Origin of the sequence: Streptomyces zhihengii (assembly GCF_016919245.1) — a bacterium.
Taxonomy (GTDB): domain Bacteria; phylum Actinomycetota; class Actinomycetes; order Streptomycetales; family Streptomycetaceae; genus Streptomyces; species Streptomyces zhihengii.
Genome location: NZ_JAFEJA010000001.1, coordinates 5966070 through 5977789, shown reverse-complemented (window position 1 = coordinate 5977789; position 11720 = coordinate 5966070). Strand labels below are relative to the sequence as shown.

Annotated in this window: 7 protein-coding genes and 1 pseudogene; 3 read left to right on the top strand and 5 right to left on the bottom strand. The window is 75.2% G+C overall.

What is annotated here, in order from left to right:
- Complete coding sequence (locus JE024_RS25350) at positions 1-768, bottom strand: hypothetical protein (RefSeq protein WP_205375793.1); 768 nt, start codon at positions 766-768, stop codon at positions 1-3.
- Between the two features lie 186 nt (positions 769-954).
- On the opposite strand from JE024_RS25350, the gene JE024_RS25345 reads away from it, so the two are divergent.
- A complete protein-coding gene (locus JE024_RS25345) occupies positions 955-1731 on the top strand; it encodes an adenosylcobinamide-GDP ribazoletransferase (RefSeq protein ID WP_205375792.1) in 777 nt (258 codons plus the stop codon).
- 10 nt (positions 1732-1741) lie between these two features.
- On the opposite strand, the gene JE024_RS25340 is transcribed toward JE024_RS25345, so the two are convergent.
- From JE024_RS25340 to JE024_RS25325, 4 genes and pseudogenes are all read right to left on the bottom strand, one after another.
- The gene (locus JE024_RS25340; RefSeq protein ID WP_205375791.1) at positions 1742-2374 is read right to left on the bottom strand and encodes a spherulation-specific family 4 protein; all 633 of its coding nucleotides are present in this window, start codon (positions 2372-2374) and stop codon (positions 1742-1744) included.
- Positions 2371-3837, bottom strand: a complete 1467-nt coding sequence (locus JE024_RS25335; RefSeq protein ID WP_205375790.1) for a hypothetical protein — start codon at positions 3835-3837, stop codon at positions 2371-2373. The genes JE024_RS25340 and JE024_RS25335 overlap by 4 nt, the downstream gene beginning before the upstream one ends.
- 575 nt (positions 3838-4412) lie before the next feature.
- A pseudogene (gene pelF, locus JE024_RS25330) lies at positions 4413-5834 on the bottom strand (GT4 family glycosyltransferase PelF); the annotation flags it as partial.
- Between the two features lie 218 nt (positions 5835-6052).
- Complete coding sequence (locus JE024_RS25325; RefSeq protein ID WP_205375789.1) at positions 6053-8095, bottom strand: hypothetical protein; 2043 nt, start codon at positions 8093-8095, stop codon at positions 6053-6055.
- Positions 8096-8449: 354 nt separating this feature from the next.
- Here JE024_RS25325 and JE024_RS25320 point away from each other — a divergent pair, with 354 nt between their 5' ends.
- Together JE024_RS25320 and lpdA are read left to right on the top strand one after the other, a co-directional pair.
- The gene (locus JE024_RS25320) at positions 8450-9964 is read left to right on the top strand and encodes a leucyl aminopeptidase (protein WP_205375788.1); all 1515 of its coding nucleotides are present in this window, start codon (positions 8450-8452) and stop codon (positions 9962-9964) included.
- A 354-nt stretch (positions 9965-10318) separates the two neighbouring features.
- Positions 10319-11707 (top strand): dihydrolipoyl dehydrogenase, encoded by a 1389-nt coding sequence (gene lpdA, locus JE024_RS25315; RefSeq protein WP_205375787.1) that lies wholly within the window; start codon positions 10319-10321, stop codon positions 11705-11707.
- Positions 11708-11720: the final 13 nt, after the last annotated feature.

Here is an 11720-nt window from a genome sequence, read left to right as displayed (position 1 = left end):
TCAGGGCAGTTCGCGGTCGGCGGGCCGGGCGGGCTCGTCGGGGGCGCCGCCGATCAGGTCCTGGAAGGCCCGCCGGGGGCGCTCCCAGCGCTTGTCGTGGCGGGCGGCCCGCAGCGACGAACGGGCCCTGGCCTTCGGCCGGTTGCGGTAGAAGCGGCGGGCCCACAGCGAGCCCGGGCGGGCGAGGCGCACCGCGCCGACGAGGGCGACGAACGGGACGAGCACACCGAGCAGGCCGAGGCGCGCCTTGCCCTTGACGAGGGCGATCAGCACGAAGAGGAAGTTGGCGGCGACGGTGAGCAGGAGCGTGGCGCGGTTCTGGCGTTCGTCCGCCGACAGGCCGTCCACCCCGAGCGGCGACGAGCCGCTGAGCACCAGCAGGGCGAGCGCGGCGGCGAGGACGACGACCTCGACGCTCTGGCGGCCCTGCTCGGTCCAGTAGACGTCGTCCAAGTGCAGGATCAGCGCGAACTCGTCGAGCACCAAACCGACTCCGATGCCGAAGATCACGGCGCAGACCCCGGAGGCGACGCCGTACCGGCCGCTGCCGACCGCGCCGAAGCCGCCGATGACGGTGAGCACGACCCCGGGGACGACATGGTGGATGTGCAGCCCGCCGGGGTTCACGTTGCGGAAGGGGCCCTTGCCCGCGCGGATCAGGCGGGTGATCACCCGGGTCAGCAGGAAGGTGAGGACGAACGAGACGAGGGCGAGGAACATCGGGAGCTTCCCCGGCTCGACGATGTTGCGGTAAAACCAGTGGCCCATACCGTGTGCTCCCGATTCGCGCGTTTTGCGCAATTTACCGCCGTGCGGGGCGGTCCGCGGGGCACGGCTCGGCAGCGGGCGGGCCGTGCGGGGCGCGGGGGACGGTGCGGGGAGGCGGCAGGGCGGGGACGGCGCGGCGGGACGGCAGGGCGGGGACGGTGCGGCGGGACGGGCTACCCTCGCGCGGTGGACTCATCGCACGGCATACGCTTCGCCTTCGGCACCCTGACCGTCCTGCCCGTGCGGGTGACGCGCTGGGACCGGGAGGCGGGCCGGGCCGGGATGCTGTGGGCCCCCCTCGCCGGTCTGGTCGTCGGGCTGTGCGCCGCCGCGGCCGGCGGGCTCCTCGTACTGCTGGGCTCCGGCCCCCTGCTCGCCGCCGTGGCGAGTACCGCGGTGCCCGCCGTCCTCACCCGGGCCCTGCATCTGGACGGGCTCGCCGACACCGCCGACGGCCTCGGCAGCGGGAAGCCCGCCGAGGACGCCCTGCGGATCATGAAGCAGTCGGACATCGGGCCGTTCGGCGTCGTCACCGTGCTCCTCGTGCTGCTGGCCCAGGTCGCCGCGCTGAGCGAGCTCTACGCCGGCGGCTGGGCGCGCGGGGCGTGCGCCGCCGCGCTGGCCGCGGTGGCCGCCCGGCTGGCCCTGACCGTCGCCTGCCGCACCGGTGTGCCCGCCGCCCGCCCCGACGGACTCGGCGCGGCCGTCGCGGGCGCGGTGCCCGTGCGCGGCGCGGTGGGGACGGCCGCGCTGGTCGCGCTGGTGGCGGCGGGGGCCGCCGCGGTGCCGGGCGGGGCGCCCGCCGCGCTGCACGCGGTCCTGGCGCTCGCCACCGCCCTCGCGGTCGCCGAACTGCTGCTGCGCCGGTGCGTGCGCCGGTTCGGCGGGGTGACGGGCGATGTGTTCGGCGCCCTGGCGGAGACGGCGGCGACCGTGGCGCTGGTGGTGTCGGCGCTGGGCTGAGCCCGCGCGCTCACGGGCCGCCCACCCCGTGCGGCAGCGTCCCCCAGGGATGCGCGCCCGTGCCCGGGACCGTGCAGTGCACGCCGGTGGCGGCTCGGGCGTGGGGCGGGGCCGCGTAGACGAGGTGGCAGAACCGGTCCTCCGGGTACGCCTCCGTCCACGCGGGGGCGGCGGCGGCCGGATCGTACGCCTCCCAGGGGCCCTCGAAGGTCACCAGCAGCTCGGCGAGCCGGGCGTATCCGGGGTCCGGCGGCACACCGTGGTTGAGGACCACCGTCGCCGCGCCCGCCACCCGCGCCGCGACGGTCAGCCGGGTGTAGTGCGCGAGCGCGTCCCGGCCGGAGGAGACCTGGTCGAGGAAGACCCCGTCGGTCGCGTACCAGTCCCGGTGCCGCAGCATCTCGTCGGCGACCGCGCCGTGCGGGCGGCGGCCGTAGCCGGTGTCGACGTAGCCGAGGACCGTCACCCCGGCCCGCCGCAGGCGCTCCGCGACCTCGGCGAAGGCGGGGTCGGCGGCGGTGCCCGGACCGCTGGCCGGGTTGACGACGACGGCGTGCAGCCGGGGCGCGGCGGCCACCAGGAGATCCCAGGCGGCGGGCTGCTCGGCGGGGTGCTCGTAGTACGGCACCAGCAGGCCCGTCATGGGCGGTGGGCCGTGGCCCGGCCGAGCAGGACGCAGACCAGGGCGAGCAGCGCGGCGGCCGCCGCGGCGGAGACGACGAGCCCCACCGCCGCCGGGGACCCGGCGCCCGCCGCCGCGAGACCCGCCCGGACGAGCACGGCGGCACAGACGACGGCGGCCGCGGCGGTCACGGCCCCGAACGCCTGGAGCAGCAGCCCCGTCCACAGCACCGTGCCGACCAGCAGCAGCGTCGCGAGCCGCACGCCGCCGAGGCCGGGCGCGCCCGGCCACAGCAGGGTGACGGCGAAGGCGAGCCCGCCGAGGACGACGAGGTGGGCGGTGAGGCAGCGGGCCAGCACCAGCACCGCGGCCCGCCGGAACGCGCCGGGAGTCGTGGCCGACCGCAGCCCGGCGAGCGCGCCGCCGCGGAAGCGGAGCAGCAGCCATTCGGCGGGGCCGTTCCCGAGGGTGAGCGCGACCGCCGACGGCCCGGCGACCACCGCGCCGGGCACCCCGGCGAACACCTCACCGAGCGCGGTGTACAGCACCAGCACCCCCGCCCCGAGCCCGAACAGGCCGTGCGGCAGCGAGGCGGCGAGCCCGGCCGCCGGCCCCGGGACGGGAACCGGGGCGGGAACCGGGGCGGGAACCGGGCGGGCGGTCGCGGTGCGGTGGAGGACGCGGGCGGCGGTCAGGAGGGTGGCCGCGAGGGAGGCCGTCAGGAGGAGGGCGCGGGCCAGGACGGGCAGATCGGTCACGAGGAGCACGGCCGTGCCCGCCGGGAGGGGCAGCAGGCAGAGGAGCAGGGCCCGCTCGCGGCCGAGGACGAGCAGCGCCGTGGCCGCCCCGAGGTACACCGCCTGGGCCGAGGAGAAGACGGCCGACGGCCCCTGCCCGGGGCCGGTGCACAGCACGGTCGCGGCCGTCGACAGCAGGGCCCCCGCCGGGGCTCCGGCGGCCAGGCAGCGGGCCGCCGCCGGGCGGTCGCCGAGGCCCAGGCGGACGTAGGCCCGGTGGGCCATGGCCTGGTTCCACATCCAGCCCGTGAGCCCGCCCGCGAGCAGCGGCGGCAGCGCCGGCTCGCCGAGCAGCGGGGCGGCGAGGAGCCAGCCGAGGCCCGGCAGGGCGAAGAGCAGGCCGCGCAGCAGGGAGCCGAGGAGGCCGGTGTGCCACGGTTCGGCCGGGGGCGGGGGCGGCTCGGGGTGGCCGCGGGGCACCTTCCGGTACAGCGCGGCGGCGAGCGCGAAGGAGTCGGGCCGGCCGTAGGCGAGACGGATGTGATCGTCCGTCATGCCGTCCGATTCGAGGATCGCGGCGATCTCGTCCGGGTGGACGGCCGCGGCGACGACGTCGTGGAGGCGCACCGCCAGCGCGTCCAGCGGGTCGGCGGCCGGGCCGGACCGGGAGGCGGCGTCGCGCTGCCGGGGCAGCGCGGGCAGGGTGTCCACGTGGTCACCGGGCTCCTGCCACAGCGGACCGCTCACCGCGGCACCGCCCCGGTCCGGGCGGCGACGGAGGCCGCCGCGCGGCGGCCGGCGCGGGCGGGGTCGTCGGCCGCGGTGCGGCGGCCGGGGCCCCCGCCCGCAGAAGCGGCCCCTGTGCCGCTGCCGGTCATGGCGGGGTCGGCCCCCGCATCGCGGCCGGTCACGGCCGGGGTACCCGCAGCCGGGTCGCGGCCCGTGACGGCCGAGGAACCCGCCCCCCTGTGATGGCCCGTCACGGCAGGAGCACCCGCCGCCGCGTCGCGGCCGGTCCCGGCCGACCCGCCGGTACTGAGGCCGGTACCGAGGCCGCCGGTGCCGGTACCGAGGCCGCCGCGGCCGGTGCCGGTACCCCGGCCGATGCCTGCCGACTCGCTTGGGCCGGTACCGAGGCCGCCGGGGCCGGCACCGACACCGGTACCAGTACCGAGTCCGGTGCCAAGGCCCGTGCCGGTGCCGCGGCCGGTGCCAAGGCCCGTGCCGGTGCCGCGGCCGGTACCAAGGCCCGTGCCGGTGCCGGCACCGCGGCCGTTCCCGGTCGACCCGCCGGCGCCGGGGCCGGCCTCCGTGCCGGTGTCGGGGAAGCCGGACAGTTCGCGGTAGATGCGGCGGAAACCGTCCACGGAGCGGGTCAGGGTGAAGCGGTCGACGACGCGCTGCCGTGCCGCGCGGCCCAGGGCGGCCCGGCGCTCCGGGTCGCGCAGCAGGGCGGTCAGGGCGGCGGCCATGACGGCGGGCTCGCGCGGCGGCACGACGATCCCGGTGTCGCCGACGGCCTCGCGCACCCCGCCGACGTCGGTGGACACGGTCACCCGGCCGCAGGACATCGCCTCGATCAGCGAGAACGGGAAGCCCTCGCTGATCGAGGAGAGCGCCACCACGTTCCCCGCCCCGTAGGCGCGGGCCACGTCGGCGATGCGTCCCTCCCAGACGATGCCGTCGACGACGCCGAGTTCGGCGGCGAGCTTCTCCAGCCGGACGCGGTAGGCGTCGCCGCCGTCGGGCACGCCGCCGAACAGCCGCAGCCGGGTGGCGGGCAGTTCGGCCCGGACGACGGCGTACGCGCGGATCAGGGTCGCCAGGTCCTTGATGGGGTCGATGCGGCCGGCCCAGGAGATCGTGGGGACGTCCGGTTCGGCGCCGGCGTCGGGGAAGGCGCCCGGGTCGACGCCGTTGTAGACGGTGCGGATCCGCGCGGCGGGCGCCCCGCCGTGCTCCTCCCACCGCCGGTTGTAGCGGTTGCAGGGGGTGATCAGGTCGGCCCGGCGGTAGCCGAGGGTGTTGAGCTCCCGGTAGAACGCGAGCATCAGGGTCTTCACCGGGGTGCGCTGCGGGTGGGTGCGGTAGCCGAGGTAGCGCTCGCGCAGATAGATGCCGTGCTCGGTGAGCAGGAACGGCACCCGCTCGAAGTGCTGGGCGGCGAGGGCCGGCAGGGTGGCGAGGCCGGCGCTGACCGCGTGGGCGACGGCGTCGTCGGGTATGCGGGCGCCCAGCGGACGCAGGGCGTGCTCCAGCAGGTCCGTGGCGGTGAGCGCGTCGTGGGCGGTCGGCCGGGCGGCGGCCGTCGGCAGGTGCGGCATGGACCAGATCCACATCAGCGACCGCAGCACCGCCTCCGAGCGCAGCGCCCGGGTGAGCTGTCCCTCCCTGGCCCAGCCGGCGAGCCGGTCCAGCGAGGCTCCGAAGTCGCAGCCGGCGTCCGGGTCGAGCATCGCGAGCAGGAACTCCTCGCAGGTGTCGAGGAAGCGCTGCCGCTCGCCGCGCGGCAGCCGGCGGACCGCCGGTTCGGGTCCCCACAGCGGGAACGAAACGTGCCGGTAGACGTTGTCCGGCAGGTCCCAGGCGACCGGCTCGCGGCCGCTGCCGGTGAGGGCGACGACCTGGAAGTCGACCTCCGGCATGCCGCGGACGAGCTGGTCGCACCAGGTGGACACGCCCCCGTGGACGTGCGGATAGGTGCCTTCGGTGAGCATGGTGACATGGCGACCGCTGCTCAGCATCGGTTCGTCCCCCCAAGGACAGTGGTCGGCGGACGGTCGGTACGCCGCGACGGGTGTGCGCCCGTGCGCGGGCGGCGCGGCGGGTGCGCGGGCGGCGCGGCGGGTGCGCGGGCACGCGGGCACCCGCCGGGGACGTCGTCGTCCGCCGGCGGGCGTGACGCGGTGCCGCGACGGCGCGCGGCGGGATCGGACGGCCCGGCGGGGTCGCCGGACGCGGGTCAGACGGGCAGGCGGAGCGTGACGGCGTTCTGGAGCAGATCGGGCGTCGTCCACGCGGAGCGGGTCCCGGCGTACGCGCCGCCGAAGACCGAGGTGGTCAGCAGGTGCTGCCTGCGCGTCCCCTCCGGGACGGTGACGGGCGCGGCCACCCCGGGGGGCGCCTTCACGGTGACGGTGTCGCCGATGCGGTACGCGGTGACCGTGCCGGCGGCGAGCGCCGTCCGCCACGCGGCCCGGCGCTGCATCTCCTCGCCGGCCTCGCGCTGACGCGGGCTCACCAGCGGGGTGTTGTCGGCGAACAGGGCGCGGTAGTCGGCGAGGACGGTGTCGAGGACCGGGTAGAGCAGCCGGTCCTCGGCCAGGTTGGACTGGTGGACGTAGTGCGGGCGCGGGTCGTTCGCGACGACGTGGCCGAGGGCGGTGCGGGCCTCCTGCGGCGCGATGTGGGCCGCGTATCCGGTGGCGGTGTCCAGCGGCGCGGGAAGGCAGGTGGAGAACGGGTCGCTCTCGCAGACACCGCTGCCGCCGTCGGCCGCCGAGGTGTAGATCCAGTTGTACTCGTCCGTCATCTCCTCGGCCGTGCCCACGTTGTAGTACACGTTCATCGGGTGGCGGGGCACGGTCCGGGCGGCGCCCACCGGACGCTGCTGCGGCTCCCGGGAGTTGTCGCTCGCGATCCAGGTGACGCCGTTGTCGGCGAGGGCCCCGGCGAGGTGCGGGTTGTCGGCCGGCTGCTGCGGCAGCGTCCGCAGGCCCGAGTGCTCGCCGGTGACCAGTTCGGCGCGGTCCACCGAAAGACCCTTGCGGACGCCCCAGTTGTGGTTGTCGCGGATCTGCGCGGACACCTCGGCCCGGCCCGTCCACCGGGTGCTGCCCGCGCCGTCCGTCGCGCACCGCCACGGGACGACCGACACGTCCTGGACACAGCCGAGGAAGGGGTGGGTCCAGGTGTGGTTGATCCAGCGGTACTGCGCCCGGTCGGCGAGCAGCCGGTCGGTGAGCGGGTCGGCGCCGCCGTGCTCCGCCTTCCACTCCTCGCCGGAGCCGGCGTTGTAGACCATGTCGAGGGTGAAGCCGGCGCGGCGCTGCCAGGCGGCGGCGTACACGGCGTCGTCGGCGGTCATCCGGATCGGCGCGGCCTCCTCGCCGCCGCCGACGCAGTCGATGTCGCCCGGGGTGCAGTTGCGCTCGGTGTCCCAGCGGGCGTCGGGCGCGAAGACGTCGTCGACGTGGACGGAGAACCAGTTGCGGCCGCTGCCGAGGTGGACGCCCTGGGTGAGCCACTCGACGATGCCGCGCGCCAGCACCCGGAACTGCCGCTGGTGACGGTTGTGGGCGAAGGTCACCACCAGCTCGCGGCGCCCGTCGTGGGCGTACTCGCCGAGCAGGCTGGCGCGCCCGGCGCCGTCGCCCACGGGCACGTCGAGGTAGCTGGTGAAACCTTCCCTCGGTCTGCCCGCGTAGCCGTAGCTCTCGGCGACCAGGGGCGAGTTGTCCTCGAAGACGACCGGTCCGTCGAGGTAGCCGAAGGGCCCGGAGCGGCCGGCGGCGGTGAGCGCGGCGGGCGCCCCGTCGAGGACGCCCGCGTGGCCGCCGTCGTCCACGTAGGCGAGGCCCACGCCGGGGTGGGCCCAGGTGTAGGCGTCGACCTGGCGGATGCCGAAGGCCCGCTCGTAGGCGAAGAGCGCATCGTTCTCGGCGGCGCCGGCCGCCGTCCCGGCGCCGAACGGGTCCTCGTCCGGCACGACGACGCCCTGGTACCTGGCGCGCGGGCGGCCGTCGACGGTGTCGCTGAGGAAGGCCGCGTCCACCGCGGGGCGGTCCGGGTCGGTGAGGTCCAGGCGCCGGTGGGGCACGCCGGTCGACTCCAGTTCGGAGACGATCGCGTCCACGGCGGCACCGCCGTCGTCGACGACCAGGACGGTCAGGTCGACGCGCGGCGCCGGGGCGGCGCCGGCCGCGGCCGGGACGGCGGTGGCCAGCAGCACGGCGGCGAGCGCCGTGGCGGCGGCTCTGCCCGTGCGGGGTCGGTACAGGTCCATGGTGGTTCCCCCCTCGCGCGTCCTCCCCGGACGCGTGGCCGTCCCGCGGGTGCCTCCCCGGCACGCGCGGGACCTGTGGAGATGATGCGAAGAGGCGCGCGGCCCCTTGCCCGAATGGCCCGAGTGTGGCTGAGCTCGCAGCGGCACCGGCCGAAACCCGGAAGAGACACCACGGACGAGTGAACAGCCGCCGCCGTGAGCGATACATATGGCCACGCGTAGGCTTTTCTCCGGCATGGCGATGGGATCCATTCCCGTGCACAACCAACCAGGGGTATGTCTTCCGGCCACCGGACTCCCGTCCACACGGCGTCCCGGCGGACCCGGAACTCAAGGAAGCGAGATTTCACCACCGTGACTGCTCTCACTCTCAGCACCGCAGGCGCAGCGACGCTGCGTGCCGACGCGGTCGTCGTCGGCGTCGCCAAGGGCGCCAAGGGCCCGGTCGTCGCCCCGGGCGCCGAGGCAGTGGACAAGGCGTTCGACGGAAAGCTCGCCGCTGTCCTTACGACCCTCGGCGCGAGCGGTGCCGAGGGCGAGGTCACCAAGCTCCCCGCGCCCTCGGGCCTCAAGGCGCCGCTCGTGCTCGTGGTCGGACTCGGTACGGAGCCCGGCGACGACGAGGCGTACGGCACCGAGTCGCTGCGCCGCGCCGCGGGCAGCGCCGCGCGTGCCCTGGCCGGCTCGAAGAAGGCCGCCTTCGCGCTGCCGACCGAGACCGCCGAGGACGCGCAGGCGATCGGCGAGGGCGCGCTGCTCGGCGCGTACGCCTTCACCGCGTACCAGGAGGAGGCCGCCGGCGCGAAGAAGCCGCTGGCCGAGGTCGCGCTGCTGGGCGGCAAGCCCCGTGACAAGGCCTACAAGGCCGCCGCCGAGCGGGCCGCCGCGGTGGCGGAGGAGATCAACCGCGCCCGCGACCTGATCAACACCCCGCCGAACGACCTCACCCCCGAGGCGTTCGCCGCGGTGGCGACGGCCGCCGCCAAGGAGCACGGCCTCAAGGTGCAGGTGCTCGACGAGAAGGCGCTCGTCAAGGGCGGCTTCGGCGGCATCCTCGGCGTCGGCCAGGGCTCGCAGAACCCGCCGCGCCTGGTGAAGATCAGCTACACCCACGGCAGGAACGCCAAGCACCTGGCGCTGGTGGGCAAGGGCATCACCTACGACTCGGGCGGCATCTCGCTGAAGCCGGCCGGCCACAACGAGACCATGAAGTGCGACATGTCCGGCGCCGCCGCCGTGTTCGCCGCGGTCGTGGCCGCCGCGCGCCTGGGCCTGGAGGTCAACGTGACCGGCTGGCTCGCGCTCGCCGAGAACATGCCGTCGGGCTCGGCCACCCGCCCCGGCGACGTGCTGCGCATGTACAGCGGCAAGACGGTGGAGGTGCTCAACACCGACGCCGAGGGCCGTCTGGTGCTCGCCGACGCGCTGACCAAGGCGTCGGAGGAGAAGCCGGACGCGATCGTGGACGTGGCAACGCTGACCGGCGCGATGGTGCTCGCGCTCGGCAACCGCACCTTCGGCGTCATGGCCAACGACGACGACTTCCGTACCGCGATCCACGAGATCGCGGGCGAGGTCGGCGAGGCGTCCTGGCCGATGCCGCTCCCGTCCGACCTGCGCAAGGGCATGGACTCCCCGACCGCCGACATCGCGAACATGGGCGAGCGGATGGGCGGCGGCCTGGTGGCCGGTCTGTTCCTGAAGGAGTTCGTCGGCGAGGGCATCACCTGGGCGCACCTGGACATCGCGGGTCCGGCGTTCCACGAGGGCGCGCCCTACGGGTACACGCCCAAGGGCGGCACGGGCTCGGCGGTGCGCACGCTGGTCCGTCTCGCGGAGCGGACCGCGGCGGGCGAGCTCGGGCTCTGACACCGGTCGCCGGGGCACGGTCCCCGGCGCCGCGCGGCGCGAGGGGCCCGGGGGCATCCCCCGGGCCCCTCGCGCGCACGGGCCCCGTCCCGCCCGCCGGGCCCGCGGGCCCGGCGGGCGGGAACACCACGGGCCCGCGGCGCGTTCTCTACCACCCGGTAGCCCTGAAAAGCGCTCAAGCTCACCATCCCAAGCCCCGGCCCCGCGTCCCGCGTCCCGGCAACAAGTGCAAAGATGGGTTCTCGGCAGGACAGGGCCCCCACCACAGGGCCGAAGACTCAAGCGGCCGAACACCAGCCGCCGCCCGGTCATCGAGGACCGGGGCGAACGGCGCACATGCATGGAGGACGTGACGTGGCGAACGACGCCAGCACCGTTTTCGACCTAGTGATCCTCGGCGGCGGTAGCGGCGGTTACGCTGCGGCCCTGCGCGGAGCTCAGCTGGGCCTGGACGTCGCACTGATCGAGAAGAACAAGCTGGGCGGCACCTGCCTGCACAACGGCTGCATCCCCACCAAGGCCCTGCTGCACGCCGGTGAGATCGCCGACCAGGCCCGCGAGGCCGAGCAGTTCGGTGTCAAGGCCTCCTTCGAGGGCATCGACATCGCGGGCGTCCACAAGTACAAGGACGACGTGATCGCCGGCCTGTACAAGGGTCTGCAGGGTCTGGTCGCCTCCCGCAAGGTGACCTACATCGAGGGCGAGGGCCGGCTGTCCTCCCCCACCTCCGTCGACGTGAACGGCCGGAGCGTCCAGGGCCGTCACGTCCTGCTGGCGACCGGCTCCGTGCCGAAGTCCCTGCCGGGCCTGGAGATCGACGGCAACCGCATCATCTCCTCGGACCACGCGCTGACGCTGGACCGCGTCCCGCAGTCCGCGATCATCCTGGGCGGCGGCGTCATCGGCGTCGAGTTCGCCTCGGCGTGGAAGTCCTTCGGCACCGACGTCACCGTCATCGAGGGCCTCAAGCACCTCGTCCCGGTCGAGGACGAGAACAGCTCCAAGCTGCTGGAGCGCGCCTTCCGCAAGCGCGGCATCAAGTTCAACCTGGGCACCTTCTTCGAGAAGGCCGAGTACACCCAGGACGGCGTGCGCGTCACCCTCGCCGACGGCAAGACCTTCGAGGCCGAGGTGCTGCTGGTCGCCATCGGCCGCGGCCCGGTCTCGCAGGGTCTCGGCTACGAGGAGCAGGGCGTCGCGATGGACCGCGGCTACGTGCTGGTCGACGAGTACATGCGCACCAACGTGGAGACGATCTCCGCGGTCGGCGACCTGGTCCCCACCCTCCAGCTCGCGCACGTCGGCTTCGCCGAGGGCATCCTGGTGGCGGAGCGGCTGGCCGGTCTGAAGACCGTCCCGATCGACTACGACGGCGTGCCGCGGGTGACGTACTGCCACCCCGAGGTCGCCTCCGTCGGCATCACCGAGGCCAAGGCCAAGGAGATCTACGGTGCGGACAAGGTCGTCGCCCTGAAGTACAACCTCGCGGGCAACGGCAAGAGCAAGATCCTGAAGACCGCGGGCGAGATCAAGCTCGTCCAGGTCAAGGACGGTGCCGTGGTCGGCGTCCACATGGTCGGTGACCGTATGGGCGAGCAGGTCGGCGAAGCTCAGCTGATCTACAACTGGGAGGCTCTGCCGGCCGAGGTCGCGCAGCTCATCCACGCGCACCCGACGCAGAACGAGGCTCTCGGCGAGGCGCACCTGGCGCTGGCCGGCAAGCCGCTGCACTCCCACGACTAGTCAGTTACGGGCG

Bases quoted from the DNA above. Each gene is read 5' to 3' on its own strand.
- JE024_RS25325 (WP_205375789.1), bottom strand. From the start codon at position 8,095: ATGGACCTGTACCGACCCCGCACGGGCAGAGCCGCCGCCACGGCGCTC.
- JE024_RS25340 (WP_205375791.1), bottom strand. From the start codon at position 2,374: ATGACGGGCCTGCTGGTGCCGTACTACGAGCACCCCGCCGAGCAGCCC.
- JE024_RS25350 (WP_205375793.1), bottom strand. From the start codon at position 768: ATGGGCCACTGGTTTTACCGCAACATCGTCGAGCCGGGGAAGCTCCCG.